This is a genomic window from Mesorhizobium argentiipisi (SeqCode) (assembly GCF_037179585.1).
GTDB classification, from domain to species: Bacteria; Pseudomonadota; Alphaproteobacteria; order Rhizobiales; family Rhizobiaceae; genus Mesorhizobium; species Mesorhizobium argentiipisi.
In genome coordinates this window covers 136167-154497 of sequence record NZ_JAPYKO010000014.1, presented here as the reverse complement: position 1 = coordinate 154497, position 18331 = coordinate 136167, and the positions used below count along the sequence as shown (strand labels likewise).

Here is an 18331-nt window from a genome sequence, read left to right as displayed (position 1 = left end):
TTCATACTCTTCCCTCCTGTCCTCCTGTCGCGAGATCTCCCATGGGTTCCCTGTCTTCGAAGAATGCGCTCGTCACCGGCTCGACCAGCGGCATCGGCCTTGCAATCGCCCGTGCCTTCGCCGCGGAGGGCGCCAACGTCACCATCAATGGCCTGGGCGACGCCGCGGCGATCGAGAAGGAGCGGGCCGGCATCGAAAAGGATTTCGGCGTCAAGTGCCGCTATTCGGGCGCCAACATGATGGATGGTGCTGCCGTCACCGCCATGATCCACGAGGCCGAGGAGGCGTTCGGCAGCCTCGACATCCTGGTCAACAATGCCGGCATCCAGCATGTCGCGCCGATCGAGGAGTTTCCCGACGACAAATGGGAAGCCATCATCCGCATCAACCTTCTGGCCGCCTTCTACGCCATCAAGGCGGCGGTGCCCGGCATGAAGAGCCGCAAATGGGGCCGCATCATCAACACGGCTTCGGCGCATGCGCTGGTCGCCTCGCCGTTCAAGTCGGCCTATGTCTCGGCCAAGCATGGCATTGCCGGCCTGACCAAGACGGTGGCGCTGGAAGTCGCGCAGAACGGCATCACCGTCAACGCGATTGCGCCCGGCTATGTCTGGACGCCGCTGGTCGAAAAGCAGATCCCCGACACGATGAAGGCGCGCGGCATGAGCGAGGAGCAGGTCAAGCACGACGTGCTTCTGGCCGCGCAGCCGACCAAGGAATTCGTCACCGTCGAGGAGCTTGCCGCACTTGCGCTGTTCCTGTGCACCGACGCGGCCAAGCAGATCACCGGCACGACCCTGCCGATGGATGGCGGCTGGACGGCGCAGTAAGGCCACCGGCCGCTTCAGGTAAAGCGCGGGGCGGAGCTTCCCCTCCTGGCAATTTGAATTCTTGACAATCGCAGGGGACCGTTCCAGCATTCCCGCAAGGGGTTCCCCGCGACGACCCCGTGAGGCGTCAGCCCAACGATCGCGTCCAGACTCTCTCTGTTCAGGAGGTGGACGCCATGCCGTCAACAACTGCAATTACCGTTCCGCAGCTTGCCCGTCTCATCGGGTTGCCCGACGCGCCTTGTCTGGTCGATGTGCGCACCGACGAGGATTATGAAGCCGACCCGCGCCTGCTGCCGGCATCATGCCGGCGCGATTTCAGGACTGTCTCAAGCTGGGCGTCGGAATTTTCTGGACACAAAGCCGTTGTGATCTGCCAGAGGGGGCAGAAGCTGTCGCAAGGCGTTGCCGCATGGCTGCGTCATGAAGGCATTCCGGCGGAGTCGCTCGAAGGCGGCTTCGAGGCCTGGGTCGCCGCCAAGGCGCCCTTGGTCAGCGCCGGCGCGATCCCGCCCCGCGACGAGAAGGGCCGCACCGTATGGGTCACGCGTTCCCGACCGAAGGTCGACCGCATTGCCTGCCCCTGGCTGATCCGCCGCTTCGTCGATCCCGATGCGGTTCTCCTGTTCGTCGACCCTGCCGAGGTGCCTCTGGTGGCCGATCGCTTCGCAGCGGTTCCCTTCGACATCGAAGGCGTGTTCTGGAGCCATCGTGGCGATCGCTGCACCTTCGATACGATGATCGAGGAATTCGGCCTGCGCAGCGAGGCGCTGGATCGCCTGGCGCTGATCGTGCGCGCCGCCGATACGGCGCGCCTCGACCTCGTGCCGCAGGCCGCCGGGTTCCTCGCCGCCTCGCTCGGCCTGTCGCGCATGTTCCGCGACGACCTCGAGCAGCTCGAAGCCGGTATGCTCTTCTACGACGCCTTCTTCCGCTGGTGCCGCGACGCCACCGACGAGACGCATAACTGGCCGGTCGGAGGGAAGGCACAATGACCATGTTTGCCAAGGACGGTGCCGCGCGGCCGGTCGAGGTCCCGGCCGCGCCGAGCTTCCGCGAAGCGACGCGGCTCTGGACAAAGATCGGCCTGCTTTCCTTCGGCGGGCCGGCCGGGCAGATCGCGCTGATGTACAAGGAACTGGTCGAGGAGCGCCGCTGGATCGGCGAGGAGCGGTTCCTGCACGCGCTCAACTACTGCATGCTCCTGCCGGGCCCGGAGGCGCAGCAGCTTGCCATCTATATCGGCTGGCTGCTGCACCGGACGGCAGGGGGTCTCGTCGCGGGCACATTGTTCGTGCTGCCGGGCGCGCTGGTCATGCTGGGCCTGAGCAGCTTCTACATGCTCTACAACGACGTCCCGGTCGTCGAGGCGCTGTTCTTCGGCGTCAAAGCAGCAGTGCTCGCCGTCGTCGTCGAGGCGGTGATCCGCATCGGCAAGCGGGCGCTGAAGAACCGGGCCATGATCGTGATCGCGGTGGCGGCCTTCCTGGCCATCTATGCAGGCAAGCTGCCGTTCCCCCTGATCGTACTCGCGGCAGCCTTTATCGGCTGGATCGGAAATCGCTTCGCGCCGGGGCTGTTTTCGGGCTCGGCGCACGGCAACGGCAGCGCCGCTGCCGACATAAGCGGCGTGGTCGACCTGATGTTCGAGCGCGGCGAGCTCGGCCACACCATGCCGACGAGATGGCATGCGGTCCGCACCACTGCCATCTGGCTTCCGGTCTGGCTCGGGCCGGTGGCGCTGATCGCCGCGCTGGCGGGGCCGACCAGCGTGTGGGCGCAGTTAGGCGGCTTTTTCAGCCTGATGGCCGTCGTTACCTTCGGCGGCGCCTATGCTGTGCTCGCCTATGTCGCGCAGGCGGCGGTGACCTCTTTCGGCTGGCTATCGGCGGGCCAAATGGTCGACGGGCTGGGGCTGGCCGAAACCACGCCCGGGCCGCTGATCCTGGTGCTGCAATTCGTCGGCTTCGCCGCCGCCTATCGCCATGCCGGCGCGATCAGTCCTTTGCTTGCCGGATCGCTCGGGTCGGCGCTGACGCTCTGGGTCACCTTCGTCCCCTGTTTCTTCTGGATATTTTTGGGCGCGCCCTACATCGAGCAGCTCAGGCAGAACAAGGCGCTGGCAGCGGCGCTGGGCGCGATCACAGCGGCAGTCGTCGGCGTGATCATGAACCTTGCATTGTGGTTCGCGCTGCATGTCGTCTTCGGCAAGGTCGCAAGCGTCGGCTGGGGTGTGGAGGTGCCGGTTCTGTCCTCGCTCGACTGGCGCGCCGCGCTGCTGTCGGCGGCGGCGATGGTCGCCATGTTCAGGCTGAAGGCCGGCATGCTGCCGACGCTGGCGGGATCGGCGCTGGCGGGGCTTGCGCTGCTGGCGTTATAGGCCGCACGCCTTGCGATCACGTTAGCGTGAACGAAAAAGCCGACCGGCCGGGAATAAACGGCCCGGTCCGCCGGTCTCCAAGGCATGCGCCCTTGTGCGCGACAGCAGGAGACCGTCATGAAGCGGCGAGAAGACCAATACGCACGCGCTGAAGAGGGCGAAGGCGTCAGCCGCCGTCGTCGCTTGGAGTGTTGCAGTTGGGCGCATCTGTTCTGGGCGATACCGTCCCGCCGCCGGCCCTGATCCGTGCCGATCGCAACCATCGAGATCCACGACCGTGACGGCGAGCATCTCATTGCAGCCAGCGATGCGCCGTCCTCTTCCGAGGCGCGCCTTGCTTCCGAGGCACTTGACTCTGGTGACACCAATGCCTTCTCCTCCCTCGAAGCAGGCGCCATCGCCTGCGGTCGCGATCTTCGTCCGCACGAGCAGGGAAAGATCGTCGCCTCCCGCCGAGGGCGGCAGACCCATGGCGGGAGCGCCCGGCGGCGGAACGGTGTTGAGTGAAAAGATGCTGGCCGCGCGTTTTGCCGAAGTGGTGCTGCCGCATCTTGGCGATGCGCTGTCGCTTGCCCGCTGGCTGACCGGCAATCAAGCCGATGCCGAGGATGTCGTGCAGGAGGCCTGTCTCAAGGCGCATGCGGGCATTGCCGGCTTTGCCGGCGGCAATGCCCGCGCCTGGCTGCTCACCATCGTGCGCAACGCCTCCTATACATGGATGGCGAAGAACCGCCCGCGCAGCGTGATCGCCGTCGGCGACCTCGCCGATCTCGACGATGTGTCGCCGCCGCCCGACCCTAATGCCGACAGCCCGGAGGCGGCGCTGATCGGTAAGGCGAATTCGGCGGCGGTGGAAGCGGCGATCGCCAGGCTGCCGCAAGCCTTCCGCGAAACGCTGGTGCTGCGCGACATAAACGGTCTCAGCTACCGCGAGATCGCGGCCATGCTCGGCGTGCCGCAAGGCACTGTGATGTCGCGGTTGGCACGAGCGCGTGGCCTCTTGATGACGGAACTTGGAGGGCGCCACCATGAGCCCGCATGAAAATCGCCCGCGTGAGGACGGATTGCCGCAAGACCCGCAGGATATGAAGCTGATGATCCACGCCCTTGTCGATGGCGAGCTCGATGCCGCGGCCGCTTTGGCGGTCGAGCGGCGCATGGCCGCCGATCCGGCGCTGGCCGCCGAACATGCGCGCCTCGTGGCGCTGCGTGGCGCTGTCGCCAGCGTGCCGCGTCCGACCGTCAGCGACGATTTCCTGGCCCGCATTGCGGCCATCGCCGAGGTGAAAGACGCCGAGGACGCTGCCGAGCCCATGGCCGCGAAGACGGAGCCGCTGCCGTCGGCGCAACCGCGAGGCCAAGTCATCGCGATGCAGCCGCGCGCGGCACGCTGGTTCAACTCCTTCGACTGGCGCCAGATGGCGGCCTCGATCGTGCTCACGGCCTTTCTCGCCAGCGGCGCGACGCAGTGGCTGGCGACGGCGGACAATGGATCTGACAGCTTCGCCGTGGCCGTCGCCAACGGCCACCGCCGCAGCTTGCTCGCGGCAACGCCGGTCGACATCGTATCGTCCGACCGCCACACGGTGAAGCCGTGGCTCGACGGCCGCATCGGCGTGTCGCCGCCGGCGCCCGATATGGCCAAGGACGGCTACGCGCTGCTCGGCGGACGCGTCGAGGTGATCGGCGACAGGCCGATGCCGGCGCTGGTCTATCGTCACCACGAGCATCTGATCACGCTGGTGGCCGAACCCCGGCAGAACGAGGCCAAGTCCGTGCCGGTGGCGGACGATCTGTTGGCAGGTGGCTTCCTTCTGGTCCACTGGACCGACGATGCCTTCTCCTACTGGGCGATCTCGGATGCCGAACGCCCGGCGCTCGACGATTTCGTCGCCCGCTTCCGGGCCGCCATCAGCGCCAATCCGGCGGCCGGCAGCCCGGGTTAAGGATACGAAACGTTTTTCGCCGCTATTTCTGAGCCGATAACCCGTTTGGCGGGATGAGCGAAGGCAGATGCCTGTCCGTCCGAGCTAATCGCGCCAAGCACTTGCCCAGTTGCGCAGGCCCTTTTGGCGCGCACGTAGATAAATCAAAGTCGACTTTGGTATGTTATACACGCTTCGTTCTCGGGGCGGACACGTGTCGATGGATCAGGAAAGACTTCTAGCCGCGGTCCTCTTGGCTGATGTCGTGGGCAGCACACCGCTCTATGAGCGCATCGGCGACGATGCCGCTTTGCGGCAGGTCTCGGATTGCCTCGACGCGATACGCGAGATCGTCGCCCAACACGGCGGCGACTTCATTTACTCGAAGGGTGATGATGTGCTCAGCCTGTTCGAGAGCTCGGAGGCGGCGCTGATGGCGGTCTGCCAAATCAGCCATCAACTGTCGAAAAAGCCCTTGATCGCCCGGATCGGATTGCATTTCGGGGCGGTCATTCGCGCGCGGGACGCGGTATTCGGCGACGTGGTCAATGTCACCGCAAGGTTGTCCGCCACGGCCAACCCCGGGGAGGTCCTGATCAGCCAGAGCTTCTTCGAAGCCCTTTCCGCGGGCAGCCGCAGTACCTTGCGGCTCCTCGACAAGATGGCCTTCAAGGGCAAGCAAGAACTCTTCGATGTCTATACGCTGCGAAGCGACAATGAGGCCCTCAGCACGCACATCGCCAACCGAGGTACCTTTGTCGATAGGCGCTCTGCCCCGCCGCCGCAGGTCAATCTGATCATCCGTTATGGAGATCAGTCGCGATGCTGCCGAAACAACGAACTGGTGACGATCGGCCGATCTCCGGAATGCGATATCGTCGTCCAGCGGCCCTGGGTTTCAAGGCACCACGCGACCTTCACCATTTCGAACGGCAAGGCGCGGCTTGTCGAGCGAAGCTCGTCGGGCACATTTGTGTCAATGGGATCGGGCCAAGAAGTATTCGTGCGCCGCGAAGATATTCTCCTCTTCGGCTCCGGCGTCATCTCGCCCGGACGCAGATCGTCCCTCGGCGACGCCCAGATCGTTCACTACGAAATCATCTCAGGCTGACCCAGCCAGGCATCTGACCACGATCAGTCCGATCCATGGAAAAATTGTTCGGGGAGGAGCCCTCGAAAGGCGGATCGTCCCTTCTAAGGCAGGCCAGAGGCTATAAGATTATAGACATTAGATCCAGCGCCGGCTTCCGAGGGAATGAGCATGCCCAATCCAACCGTTGTCGGTTTCTCCGGAAATTTCACCCGGCCGTCGAAGACACGCGGTTTCGTCGAGCAGGTGGTCAGGGACATCGCGGCCCGCAACAACCTGTCGGCAAGCACCTTTGATATCGAGGACGTCGGCACCTCGCTCGGCAGCGCCAAATGGGCGCGCGATCTCGATCAGCAGGCCCGCGATATTCTCGACAGGGTCGTCAACGCCGATGTGCTGGTGGTCGGATCGCCGACCTACAAGGGCAGCTACACGGGCCTGTTCAAACACTTCTTCGACCTGCTCGATCCGGCGTCGCTGAGGGGCAAGCCGGTGCTTTTGCTCGCAACGGGCGGCGGCGAGCGGCATGCGCTGATCGTCGAGCATCAACTGCGGCCGCTGTTCGGCTTCTTCGAGGCTCTGGCGTTGCCCACCGCGGTCTATGCGACCGACAAGGATTTCGCCGACGGCGTCCTGGTTTCCGAAGCGATCCGCAAGCGCGTTGCGCAGGCCGTCGACGAGGCGGGCTATGCGCTCTCGCGCCGCGCCGCGGGCCAGCGGATCGCGGCGGAATAGCCGAAGCGCCGGACCGTTCACCGTTTCACAGAAACGGCGAACCGCTCTATCTGCCTGTTTTTACGCAATCCCGGACGGAAGGTTGCGTCGAGGCGCCCAACTTACCGCTCACAGTTTTCCGGGAATTGCTCTGGCGGGACGGCACCGTAGCCTCAATAGTCGCCCGTTCGGCGACGCGGCTGCTTCAGGTCTCCGTGACGAATTTGTTCGCAAATAGGCGTCCAGGCCCTCGATTACGATTTCCGATCCATAACCGGACTCGTTCACTCCGCCGAATGGGGTTTCCGGCGTGGACACCATCATATGGTTGACGCCGACCAGGCCGGCTTGGAGCGCGAGCCCGCTCTTTTGCGCAAGCGCCATATCGCGGGTTCTCACCTTTCAGGGGCCGACAAGTTTTAGCTTCCTTACGGCGATCTCTCGCTTGCGACCCGGATATGCCGCTTCGCGTCGGTCTATCGGACAACGGATTGGAGTAGCTGGAGACAGCTGCAGGGAAACGGTGCTCCATGACATCAGCCAATATTCTGATCTGCGATTTTGTCGGCCTCCGCTTTGGCGCGGACGGCAATCCCGACCACAGCGAGGTCAAGGCCTATATCGAAGCCAAGGGTGGCGTGTTCCACCAGACAGGCATCGCCAAGGCTGGCGCTCTCGACCCCGGCAAGCTGCATTTCTTCTACCTGCCGCAATTGAGCACGCGCGAGGAATTGTTGGCCGAGGCTGGCGACGGCCGCTACGACGCCATCATCGCCGCCGCGACCTTCGTTCCGGCTGAGACCAGGTTCCTCCTTGGCGGCGTGCGCATCGGCGCCGGCACCGGCAATATGGGGTCGGCATCGTGGGGCGGAGGCAGTGGAGAAGGCGGCGAAGCGCCGTTGATGAACACGCCGGGCATCAACAGCCGCGCCACCGCGCAAATGGCCATGAAGGCGCTCCTGAAGGTCAGGCCGGATCTCCCCGTGGACAGGCTCAACACCCTGGTCGCCGGCGGGCAGTTCGATACGGGAAAAGACCTGCGGCATTACCCGACCGAGAAGCTCGAAGGCAAAAGACTGGCGGTGATCGGCTATGGCAATATCGGCCGCGAGTTCGCCACGCTTGGCCAAGCCTTCGGGATGCGGGTCACCATCCATGCGCGGCCCCGTCACCGGAAATGGATCGAGCTGGAAGGCTTCGACTACGCCGCAACCATGGTGGACGCGGCGCTCGGCGCGGACGCGCTTTCGGTCCACCTGGGCCTGGGTGCCTTCGATGCCGGCCAGAAACGATACGCCAATGCCGGACTGATCGGAGATGAGGTGCTTTCCGCTCTCAACCACGGCGCCGTGCTCATCAACTATGATCGCGGCGAGCTGGTCGATGTGGCAGCGCTGGCGCGCGCGCTGGCGTCAGGGCGCGTTTCCCATGCGGCAATCGATGCGGACCTGTTCAATGATGGCGGCACCGTTTCGGGACCGATGCTGCCCTATCTCAAGCTGGTCGAAGCCTATGGTCAGCGTCTGGAACTTCTCCCCCATGCCGCGGCCGACACCGATCATCCCTCTCGTGTCGCGGGCGCCAAGCAGGCCGTTGATCAGATCTACGCCGCCGTCATTGAGCATCGAGTCCACAATCTGAAAGGATCGCTGCCTCCGGGCTTCGTCGACATGGGAGCGAAAGTCCCGCCCGGTATCGGCGGCATCGATCTTCGGCATCTGGCGGCTCTGGCCGATGACAAGGACGTGGCTGCCGATCTTGCCCGGTCGAGCGCTGTCGTGGCCGCTTTCTGGGAACGCGTCCTGGCTGCGTCCGAGCAGGAACGACCGGCACTGATCGCTTCCGGAGGCGAAGCATTCGCCGAGGCCGCGAACCACCTCTCCACACTTTTGCGCAGGCACCATCTTTCGGGGCCGTTCACTCCAGGATCACTTTGACTCGCGCCGACGTGTAGGTGTCGGCAGGCCGGCATCTTGCCGGCAATTCTAGTGGTGGAGCGATCCGCGCCAAGCCGTCGCTGGAAACTGGCGCGTCAGATCAATGGCCCGCCGGAAGCTCTCCACCAAACCCGCAGGAAAAGGCTTGGTGGATTTCAGTCGCGCGCGCTCATGACTTAGGGCGCTGGATCAGAAGCCCTACCATCAGTGAGCCGATCCAGCCAACGAGCAGGGACATGTAGAGCGAGAATCGGCCTCCACCCCAGTAGATCAGCAGCGCAATAGCTGCGGCTATCATGGTTGGGACGATCAACCCGATCACTCGTTCTCGGAGCGGAACAGGTCCCGTGCGCTTGGCGAACCATTTATCCAAGTACGCAGCCTCTGCTGATGCCAGTCCTTCAGCGTTGCCCGTCGCCGGTTTCTATGTCGCGTTGAGTTGCCATCAACATGGCGCAACATGAAATGCGCCGATCTGTTACCAACCCCTTGAATTCTTTGGTGATCCCGACAGGAATCGAACCTGTGACCTACAGATTAGGAAGCTTTGAACCGCGATTGATTTAATTGGCGAATTTGGGATAATGTTGCAAATCCGTTGCTTTTTGTCGCAGTACTGTGCGAATTGCGTTCGCAAGTACTGATTTGCACGCCATCAATCTATGTCGCATCCAGTGCTACAAGCGGCGTTCACGCCCTTGGGGAAAACCCCAATTCTCGGTCGCCAACTCTTGCGTTTAAACGAATCTCCGTTACAGGTCGAAGGGACGCGGTAGTAAACCGAGCGTCCGTGATTCCATTCCCGGACGGAGGTGGCGCACTACCTGCGGTAGTCGAGGGGGGACGTTAGGCGTCCAAACCCGAACGTCCTCCCCCGGCGCTCCTAATTCTTAGCGGGATATTTCCCGTCACCGAATTGGTTCCACCTGTGCCCTCATTCGCTCGTCGCGTCAACAACGTTCGTATCGACAAACGAAAGTTGCCTGTGGACGATCTCGTAAATCCCTTCGAAACCAGCTGTGCCAACGGTGCCAAAATCTGGACCTGGCTGCATGCCTACCCCTCGCTCGTCCAAAACGCATCATTGGCCGCGTCCATCTCCTCGCGGTCATCGTTCGATGGGAACAAATGCCCGTAGCGATCAAGCGTCAGTGTGATGGACGAATGTCCCAATCGCGCCTGTACAATCTTCGCCGGTAACTCGAGACCGCCGTCGATTTTGCGATTGATGCAGTACGAGGCGTAGAAATGGCGCAGGCAATGCAGGCCCGTATATTTCGGCCTCAAGATAGGTTCACCATCTTCGTCGAACGCAGGTTCCCCGTTGTCGTCCAGCTTATGCACCAACGAAAGAGCTCTGCCGACAGCGTCCTGAAAGCCGCGTTTGTCGAGATTGCCGATGTACTCGATTTGCCCCGTTGATGTCGGGAATACGTAAACGAGGCGATCCTTGAGCTTCGGGCATACCAGCTTCCACTCACGCAGTTCATTGAGCAGGCGGGAAGGGATTGGCAAACGTCGTCTCCCGGCGTCGGACTTCGGGGACGAAATGCGTTTGCTGCGATCTGCACGCTGCGTGACGTTGACGTAGCCTTCCTTGAGATCGACATCCTCCCAGCGCAGACCCCGAAGCTCCGACGCACGAAGACCCGTGAACGCGGCCGTGTGAATGAACACGCGGTAGTAATTCGTTGGCCTCCCCTTGATCATCTTGACGGGAGCGCTCTCGATGATCTTGCGCATCTCATCGGGCAAGGGCATGTCCACACCTGGTTTTAGCTGCTGCTTGTGTCGTTTCGCTTCGGCGCCTCGACGTTTGCGACGACGTTCGCGGAGCGGATTGTGCGTCACCTTGCCCAATTCGACCGCCTCTGCAATAACCGCCCCGAGGCTTTGCACGACGGCCCGCGCCACATTCGCCGATTTCCGGGCATCCCGCAGCTTCGTTTCCAAGTAACGTGCTGTTTCGACCGCGACCGTGTTCAGCTTCGTGTTGCCGATGTACTCGACTATGTACTCCTGATGCTTCTTGTACCCCTCAATCGTCGTCGGTTCGAGGCCGTCGAGTTCGCACTGCCCGATCCATAACTTGGTCGCTTCCTCGACCGTGATGCTCTTGCTGTCGGGGACGTGGGTATTGGCCTTGACCTGCAACACGGTCGTGGCGGCCCACGTCTTCGCCGCCTCCTTCGTCTTGAACGTTTTGATATGACGTTTCTTGTGCTGATCGAAGTAGTCGACGACGAAAGCCTGCTTCACCTTGCCGTCCTTGTCGCTCCATGTTCGTTTGCGGATGCTCATGTTCTCTCCCCAAAAGAGTACTGATCATGTTGCATGTCACAGTACTATTTGTGGGTCAATGGATAAGTACCATTAGGCCTTTGAGGAGCGAAATCGCATTGACCGTGAGCGGACGGCCCCGATGCGGCAAAATCCCGCGAATTGGGCGCTGTGAGGGGTATACAGCGGCAAATCGGCGCTTTCACGTGCATTTGCGCACGCCGCACCTCTGCAGCACCGGTGAAAAAGAGTTACCCAGGGGATGGTACTGCAACCGAAAGTTGCATACATTGATTGCGCATTTATGGAAACTGCGAAACCGAATGGAGCGAGCAATGTCATCGAAGAAAACTGGAAGGCCCGAAGGCAAACCTGTTGCGAAGACTGCCGACAAGACCGGCCGTCAGGGCGTGAAGGCACCTGAGAACAAAACGGGAACCAAAAAGACTGTTGTCGCGAACCGCGAGAAGGGTGAGTTCGGCGTGGTCGCCGGCACACGGAAGGAAAAAGTGGCAATCGAACTCAAGGCGAAGGGACCCGAGGCCGCATTGGCCTTGGGTTTGAATCTTGGCCTTGCGAAAGGCACAATCACGTCATGGATCGGCGCCTGGAAGACGAAGGGCTTGTGGAAGCCTGTCGAGGCCAAACCCGCGAAGAAGCCGAATGGCATCGAAGCAATCGAACAGGCCGCCGAGGTCGCGGCGAAGGCCGTCGAGACTGAAACCAAGACCGATCAGGTGACCGACGCCTGACAGCTCAAATCATTTGTATGCCCTCGGGCCCGACTCAGCTAGATTCGCGACCATGACGTTAGCGTCCGTCTCGTAGAGCCATTGAAAAAACACGCGATCACACGCTGAAACAAGCTGAAAAACAGAACGGCTCGCCCCTCCACAAGGCGGGCCGTTCGCGTGTATTTCCACCTAGGGGGGAAGACCATGGACGATGCGATTGGCTGTCGGTTCATGCTGTAATCATCGGCGGCATATTTCCTGTCGGTGGCCTAGCCGATCTCGACCTTTGATGTTCGGTCGTCGATGGCATGGGGGAAATCATAGGTCGGGATCGTCACGCTGATACGATCCTCAGTCACCCGACTACGCACGGTTGCGGTGATGGCGACCTCGTCGCCTGCCTTGATGCTGCCCTTCGCCATGCGCGTACAACTCCGATATAGCAAATAAGTTCTCAAGCAGATGCTAATGGAACATCCAACAGATTGTTGAGTTCAATCTTCGCGACGCGGTTCCCGGCTTTCTGCCGTGTCGTTGGCGCCGTCCGCGCGCCGGCAGTCGCCGACGAAGCGGTGATAACGATCCCACGTCACGAACGTGCACTGTACCGGCCTCGAGGCGGCCAGGAAGGCATCCAGCGTTTCGGGCCATCGTCGCCAGGCTGCCATCGGCCCCGCCGCCGGTCCTCTGACTAAGCTTATTCCGATTGAACATGAAGGCCCGTCAGCTTCGGTCGGCGCGCTTATTTGTTGGAACAAGCGCGTTGGATGCTGGTTCGGTTGCCGCGACGCATTCGCCCGATTCGGCGCCTGCTCCCACTGCTGCTTGAGATTGCTGCGCAAACAAAAAGCCCCGGACAAAACTGCCGGGGCTTCTGGGGAGGTCCGCCGAAAAACTAGAATTTGTAGTTCAGACCGACGCGAACGGTGTGGAAGGGGACTTTGACGTCAACACCAACACCACCACCTCCGGGGTTGAACGTTGCCTTACCCAGGTCCGTGTAAAGATATTCGGACTTGAGCGACCAATTGTTGGTAATGGCGTATTCAGCACCCGCACCAACGGTCCAGCCGACCCTGGTCTTGGAAAAGCTAGGCCCGCCGAGCCCGGATATGTCGAGCTTTTCGTGACCGTAGGCCAAGCCGCCAGTGCCATAGACCAGGAAGCGATCGATGGGCGTATAGCCAATACGAGCGCGCACCGTGCCGAACCAATCAACCTTTGTTTCCAGAGAGGGGCCGCCGAGCGATAGTTCGCCCTTAACGTCGGCACCCTGGAAGTCGGCTTCAACACCGTAGACGAATTGGCCAACCTGCCAGTTGTAACCGGCCTGAACGCCTCCCAGGAAGCCACTCGCACTGAGGTCGAAACCACCAGGGCCGCCGTCGGAAGGATCAAGACTAAACGTGCCGAAACCGCCGCCGGCGTTCACGCCGATATATGCGCCGGTCCAGTCATAGGAAGCAGCAACCGGTGCCTCCTGCAATACGTCGGCCGCATAGGCGGTGCCAGTAGCAAGGACGAGAGCGGTTGCAAGAAGAAGCTGTTTCACGGGAATACCCTTTGTTGCCACGCTTAGGTCGGATGAATGCCCCAACATCACCACCCGAGCGACATAGCGATGTCGCGGAACGCCTTCCGTTGTCAACGCTGCCAAATCCGAAGGCGGGTCTATTTCCTCAGGTGATGCATAGAAGCCACAGCTGTAGCGTGTGCCGCACAATCTTGCCGCGAATGGGCGGCTGCATGACGATACGGCCGTCGCCCCCCTACACGGTCGAGATGGTCGACCCCTTCGTCACCTTCAAAGCGGACAAGCGCCTGGCGTGCTCGACCATCCAGGCGGCCACACTGGCGCCGTCGGCGCGCCGGCAGTCGCCGACGAAGCTTGCACCCTCTGTACCCCGCGCAACGTCCGCCGCTTGCAGGGGTTGTATCGATTGGAGGAGCCATGGCCACCCTAGTGCCTGGCTCGTTGTTGACCAATCGGAGGCGCTTAGATGTCGAAATTCACAGAAGCCCTTGAACGGGGCAAGCAAGCGGACGGTCATCAAAGCGCCCTGCGAAAGAGCAAATTGCTCCAGTGAACTTTGGCGCACAGGCCAGGGCTTGGCTAAACGACGTTGCGGTTGCTGCGCTGGAGGCGGCGAAGGCCGAGGTAGCAGAAGACGTAATGGTCGACGTAGACACAGAGCCGCTCCGGCAAGATGAAGCGTTAGCGCCGACCGTGCGGTTTCAAATTTACCGGAACGGAGAGGTGCAGGCCCCTGCCGGTAGGACGTTCACTATCAGCGTTGCGGTAAGTGGAGAGGTCTCGGTGTCTGCGCCGGGTGTGGTGGCGGAAAGCGTGGGGAACATAGCTGACATGTCAGATGAAAGGTTCCGCAGCTTCATTGCGAAGCAGATCGAGGCCGCCGCTAAGGGAAGCTAGGTACGCCGAAGGGTTCCCCGTTCGTGAGGCTTGGCAGGGTTTGTTACTTCCCTCCCTCTCCGCCAGAAAGCGACTAAGTATCTGCTTTCATCACGCTTTTCGGGACGCGATTTAGGTGGTTCTTCGACCTGGTACAGAAACCTGGACCAGAATGGAGGAATGCGTGCCGCGATCCACGCCGCGTATCGTCAGGCGAGCCAATACATACTACTTCCGGATGGCCGCTCCGCGGACCCGCTTCTGGCAAGATGGCGGGGGACCAGCCTAAAGCCCAATGTCATCATCTCGGCACAAACCCGTTTGCTGACCCCACGCCGACGCTCCGAGCTGAGACAAGCTATACATACCACCGACCATGAAACGGCTAGCAACCACGAGTTTAGCACCCTGCAGATCGAAAGGTGCGCAGAAAAACTCGACGAGATGGAAGGGATTCTCTGGTTTGGGGATTGAGTTCGGTTGCGTCACTGCGCCAGGGAGTCGACAAAGTCGGTATTGTTACGAAGTGGCGGAGAGGATGGGATTCGAACCCACGAGAAGCTTTTGACCTCTACTCCCTTAGCAGGGGAGCGCCTTCGACCACTCGGCCACCTCTCCGTCGCGCCCCCGGATAAAGAATAACGCCGGCACAATCAACAAGCGCCGCCATGTCGCAGTCTTCCTTCGAAAGTCGCTTGGTCATGCGGCAATTCTACGGCAATTCCCGGGCCGGCGAGTCGGCCGCAGTTCTGATCCCCTGACGCCGGACCCGGCTAATTGAAGGGGAAAGGGGCTCAATAATTAATGAGAGCTTACCAAGTGAGGCTAAATCGTGACGTTTCTGCAACACAGGCCGGGGATAGCATACCGACAGAGCCATTGCCGATACGATCGTGGTTGAACGCCGCCGCCGCCTGGGTAAAGGTCACGTTCGAAGGAGCGGCGCGGTGCGCATCTTTTTCGGTAAGTGGGGATGGGGCAGGGAACGCTGTCCTTCAGCAAAAAATACCCAGACCCGTTTTTTAACTTTTGACTGGAGGTCAGAAAATGAACATCAAGAGCCTTCTTCTCGGCTCCGCTGCGGCCCTGATCGCAGTTTCCGGTGCTCGCGCCGCCGACGCTGTGACCGTCGCCGAGCCGGAACCGGCTGAATACGTCAAGATCTGCGACGTCTACGGTTCGGGCTACTTCTACATCCCCGGCACCGAAACCTGCCTGCGCATCGGCGGCTATGTCCGTTACGACATCGGCATCGGCGACGTCGGCTCGTTCGATGGCGCGAAGTCGGTCGATCACCAGGACGGTGACGAACACAGCACTTTCTACAAGAACGCCCGCTTCACGCTGAAGACCTGGACCGGCCAGGAAACCGAACTCGGCACGTTGAAGACCTACACCGAGACCCGCTTCAACTTCGGCAACCGCAACAACTATCCTCAGTACACCGCCCTCGGTACTCCCGTCGGCAATCCTGCCTTCAACAAGGGCGTCTCGCTGAACTTCGCCTGGATCCAGCTCGGTGGCCTGCGCGTCGGTAAGGACGAATCGGCCTTCGACACGTTCGTCGGCTACGCCGGCAACGTCATCAACGACACGATCGTCCCCTACGGCGACTTCGACACCAACGTCGTCCAGTACTACTTCGACGCCGGCAACGGCTTCTCGGCGGTCGTCTCGCTCGAAGAAGGCGAAGGCACGGTCGGCACGATCGACAGCTACGTTCCGCATGTCGTCGGCGGCGTGAAGTGGACCCAGGGTTGGGGCGCCATCTCGGGTGTTGTCGCCTATGACAGCAATTACGAGGAAGTCGCCGGCAAGGTTCGCGTGGACGTCAACGTCAACGACGCATTCTCGCTTTTCGCCATGTTCGGCTACGGTTCGGACAACAACCTCAATGATCCGACCAACTTTATCCCTGCTCGTGGTCGCGGCTTCTACAAGATCTGGGGCGGCAACTGGGCATTCTGGGCTGGCGGCACCTACAAGTTCAACGAGAAGACCTCGTTCAACCTTCAGGTGTCGGGTGACGACGACAAGAACTACGGCCTCGCTGCAAACGTAGCTTATGATGTCGTTCCCGGCTTCACGATCACGGCGGAAGTTGATTGGGATCACTATGGTCACTTCAACGATCCGGCCAGCTTCACCAACGTGAACTGGACCAACGCCGACAAGAAGAACAGCGTCGGCGGCATGCTCCGCTTCCAGCGCTCGTTCTAATCGGCACTGCCAAATCGGAAAACGAAACCCGGCGGGCGACCGCCGGGTTTTTTGTGAACAGAATGGTCGTCAGATCAGACTGTCACGGCGGTATTGCTATCGTTCGCCGAACCGACACGATAGAAACTTACGGTCAGGTATCGGCTAGATCGCCCAACGCTTCGATCAGGGGCTGGATCTCGCTTTCGTAATTCTTCCATCGCTTGACCGACGACTTGTAGATCGGCTGGCGCACCTGCCAATTGCTATAGGTGTTTACTGAGGCAGCCCTGTCAAAAAAACGCAAGCAGGCATCGTCCCAGGGCAGCCCGAGATAATCTATCAAGCGGTGCGACTGCTCCTCTTGATTTTTGATCAATGCCTCATACCGGTTTTCAAAGATGCGGCCAGGGAGGACCTTGCTCCAGTGCCGCATCAGGCGATCGTATTCCCTGTAGTAGAGTCCAAGAGTCTGAAGATCGCCGCTGTAGCTGTGCGCTTCGTTGAACTGCAGGACGAAACAGGAGATGCAATTGTCGATGGCGTCACGGCGACAATGAATGATGCGCGCGTTGGGAAACAGAACGCCGACAAGGCCGATCAGCTCGAAATTGTGGGGCATCTTGTCGATGATTCGGAGTGCGTCGGGTGCTCGCTCACGCAGATAGGCGAGGTGCTCGTCTGCCAGTGTCCTTGTGAGATCGGGGGTCGTTTTGGCAACCGATTTGCCGAGGTCTGCGCCGGTACGATCCTTGAGCCCGAGCCCATTGGCTGTTCGCGCAAGCTTGCTGAGCTCGCCGGCGCCATGAACATGAGGATGGCTGGCGCAAATCTGCTCCGTCAGCGTCGTGCCCGAGCGAGGCATGCCGACGACGAATACAGGCGCCTCCGAGGGATTGCCATAAGCAGCCATTGAAGCCACCAGCTCGGGCGTGAAGGTTTCGATCATGGCATCGACCCAGCGTCGATAGCTTCCTATATCGAATATTTGGCCCCTGGCCTGATTCCCTTGCTTGAAGTGGTCTATCGCGTCCTTGTAGCGGCGAAGGTCGTTGAGAACCTTTCCGGCGGCGTGATGGAGCGCTGCCGCTTCCTCCGGCATATGGCTTGGGTCCTCAAGCTCCCTCAGGATCGCTGCGAGCTCCGGCGGCTCTTCCGTGTACTTGTGCGTGCGCACAAGTGCGTTATAGGCCGCGGGCACCGCAATGCGCCGTTCTATCGCCTCTTTCAGATGAAGTGCGGCCTCGTCCATGCGTCCGAGGCTTGTCAGCGCGCGGGGCAGCCCGATCTGGGCCAGCGGATGATTTCGGTCGATCTTCAGCGCCTTCTCAAAAAGCGGCAGCGCCATTTCTCCCTTGTCAAATGAATTGTAGGCATCGCCCAAGGCGCAAAGAGCTTCCACCAGGTCCGGCTTCAACGCCAAGGCCTGCTGAATGTGCCTGATTGCCGGCGTGAATTCGCTGAGCTTCAGGTAGGTTTCGCCAAGGCTAAGGTGGTAGTAGGGATTCCGCGGCTCCTCTGCGACCGCACGGGCAAAGTACCGCAAGGCCTTCTCGCTATCGTATCCGATGCCGAGGGTTCCCAGGATATAAAAGGCAAGTGGATGGTTTGGCGTTCTTGCCAGAACCTGGAGGCAGAGTTCCTCGGCCTCCGGCAATTGCTCGGCTTTTTGCAGCTCAAGCGCCTGCCTCAACAGCATATCGTCAGCCTGAATGCGAAGCGGGCTGGGCTGCGGCTTGGCTTTAGGTGCTGCTGCTTTCGGCGGTATGGCCTTCACGGCAGGTCGAGTTTTGAGGTGCTTTGCCCAGGCGGGCGGCAATCGATTGCTCATC

At 61.1% G+C, this 18331-nt stretch carries 17 protein-coding genes and 1 tRNA gene; 12 read left to right on the top strand and 6 right to left on the bottom strand.

The window, feature by feature from the left end; translation table 11 throughout:
* Nucleotides 1–41 precede the first annotated feature (41 nt).
* From O7A05_RS20180 to msuE, 8 genes are all read left to right on the top strand, one after another.
* Complete coding sequence (locus O7A05_RS20180) at nucleotides 42–830, top strand: 3-hydroxybutyrate dehydrogenase (RefSeq protein WP_337094733.1); 789 nt, start codon at nucleotides 42–44, stop codon at nucleotides 828–830.
* A 176-nt stretch (nucleotides 831–1006) separates the two neighbouring features.
* Nucleotides 1007–1825 (top strand): sulfurtransferase/chromate resistance protein, encoded by an 819-nt coding sequence (locus O7A05_RS20175; protein WP_337094732.1) that lies wholly within the window; start codon nucleotides 1007–1009, stop codon nucleotides 1823–1825.
* Nucleotides 1822–3210: a chromate efflux transporter gene (gene chrA / locus O7A05_RS20170; protein WP_415927029.1), complete on the top strand. Its 1389-nt coding sequence runs from the start codon at nucleotides 1822–1824 to the stop codon at nucleotides 3208–3210. The genes O7A05_RS20175 and chrA overlap by 4 nt, the downstream gene beginning before the upstream one ends.
* 246 nt (nucleotides 3211–3456) lie before the next feature.
* A complete protein-coding gene (locus O7A05_RS20165; RefSeq protein WP_337094731.1) occupies nucleotides 3457–3717 on the top strand; it encodes a hypothetical protein in 261 nt (86 codons plus the stop codon).
* A complete protein-coding gene (locus O7A05_RS20160) occupies nucleotides 3680–4252 on the top strand; it encodes a sigma-70 family RNA polymerase sigma factor (protein WP_337094730.1) in 573 nt (190 codons plus the stop codon). The genes O7A05_RS20165 and O7A05_RS20160 overlap by 38 nt, the downstream gene beginning before the upstream one ends.
* A complete protein-coding gene (locus tag O7A05_RS20155; RefSeq protein WP_337094729.1) occupies nucleotides 4239–5156 on the top strand; it encodes an anti-sigma factor in 918 nt (305 codons plus the stop codon). Before O7A05_RS20160 ends, O7A05_RS20155 begins: the two co-directional genes overlap by 14 nt.
* Before the next feature lie 160 nt (nucleotides 5157–5316).
* Nucleotides 5317–6246: an adenylate/guanylate cyclase domain-containing protein gene (locus tag O7A05_RS20150; protein ID WP_337094728.1), complete on the top strand. Its 930-nt coding sequence runs from the start codon at nucleotides 5317–5319 to the stop codon at nucleotides 6244–6246.
* Between the two features lie 150 nt (nucleotides 6247–6396).
* Nucleotides 6397–6960, top strand: a complete 564-nt coding sequence (gene msuE, locus O7A05_RS20145) for an FMN reductase (protein WP_337094727.1) — start codon at nucleotides 6397–6399, stop codon at nucleotides 6958–6960.
* A gap of 108 nt (nucleotides 6961–7068) precedes the next feature.
* Here msuE and O7A05_RS34465 read toward each other — a convergent pair whose 3' ends face one another.
* On the bottom strand, nucleotides 7069–7338 hold the full coding sequence (locus tag O7A05_RS34465) for an aldehyde dehydrogenase family protein (protein WP_415927028.1): 270 nt from the start codon (nucleotides 7336–7338) through the stop codon (nucleotides 7069–7071).
* A gap of 131 nt (nucleotides 7339–7469) precedes the next feature.
* Between O7A05_RS34465 and O7A05_RS20135 the strand changes: the two genes are divergently transcribed.
* Nucleotides 7470–8876 (top strand): NAD(P)-dependent oxidoreductase, encoded by a 1407-nt coding sequence (locus tag O7A05_RS20135; protein WP_337094726.1) that lies wholly within the window; start codon nucleotides 7470–7472, stop codon nucleotides 8874–8876.
* Between the two features lie 1056 nt (nucleotides 8877–9932).
* Here O7A05_RS20135 and O7A05_RS20130 read toward each other — a convergent pair.
* On the bottom strand, nucleotides 9933–11177 hold the full coding sequence (locus O7A05_RS20130) for a tyrosine-type recombinase/integrase (RefSeq protein WP_337094725.1): 1245 nt from the start codon (nucleotides 11175–11177) through the stop codon (nucleotides 9933–9935).
* Between the two features lie 314 nt (nucleotides 11178–11491).
* On the opposite strand from O7A05_RS20130, the gene O7A05_RS20125 reads away from it, so the two are divergent.
* Nucleotides 11492–11908, top strand: a complete 417-nt coding sequence (locus O7A05_RS20125) for a hypothetical protein (RefSeq protein WP_337094724.1) — start codon at nucleotides 11492–11494, stop codon at nucleotides 11906–11908.
* A 251-nt stretch (nucleotides 11909–12159) separates the two neighbouring features.
* Here the strand turns inward: O7A05_RS20125 and O7A05_RS20120 are convergent, their stop codons facing one another.
* Together O7A05_RS20120 and O7A05_RS20110 are read right to left on the bottom strand one after the other, a co-directional pair.
* A complete protein-coding gene (locus tag O7A05_RS20120) occupies nucleotides 12160–12312 on the bottom strand; it encodes a hypothetical protein (protein ID WP_337094723.1) in 153 nt (50 codons plus the stop codon).
* Between the two features lie 473 nt (nucleotides 12313–12785).
* The gene (locus tag O7A05_RS20110) at nucleotides 12786–13442 is read right to left on the bottom strand and encodes an outer membrane protein (RefSeq protein WP_337094722.1); all 657 of its coding nucleotides are present in this window, start codon (nucleotides 13440–13442) and stop codon (nucleotides 12786–12788) included.
* A 531-nt stretch (nucleotides 13443–13973) separates the two neighbouring features.
* On the opposite strand from O7A05_RS20110, the gene O7A05_RS20105 reads away from it, so the two are divergent.
* Nucleotides 13974–14321: a hypothetical protein gene (locus O7A05_RS20105; RefSeq protein WP_337094721.1), complete on the top strand. Its 348-nt coding sequence runs from the start codon at nucleotides 13974–13976 to the stop codon at nucleotides 14319–14321.
* Nucleotides 14322–14827: 506 nt separating this feature from the next.
* Here the strand turns inward: O7A05_RS20105 and O7A05_RS20100 are convergent.
* A tRNA-Ser gene (locus tag O7A05_RS20100) sits at nucleotides 14828–14918 on the bottom strand.
* Between the two features lie 429 nt (nucleotides 14919–15347).
* Between O7A05_RS20100 and O7A05_RS20095 the strand changes: the two genes are divergently transcribed.
* Entirely contained in the window at nucleotides 15348–16520 is a 1173-nt protein-coding gene (locus tag O7A05_RS20095) for a porin (protein ID WP_337094720.1), read from the top strand.
* Nucleotides 16521–16653: 133 nt separating this feature from the next.
* Here O7A05_RS20095 and O7A05_RS20090 read toward each other — a convergent pair whose 3' ends face one another.
* Nucleotides 16654–18330 (bottom strand): tetratricopeptide repeat-containing sulfotransferase family protein, encoded by a 1677-nt coding sequence (locus tag O7A05_RS20090; protein WP_337094719.1) that lies wholly within the window; start codon nucleotides 18328–18330, stop codon nucleotides 16654–16656.
* Nucleotide 18331: the final 1 nt, after the last annotated feature.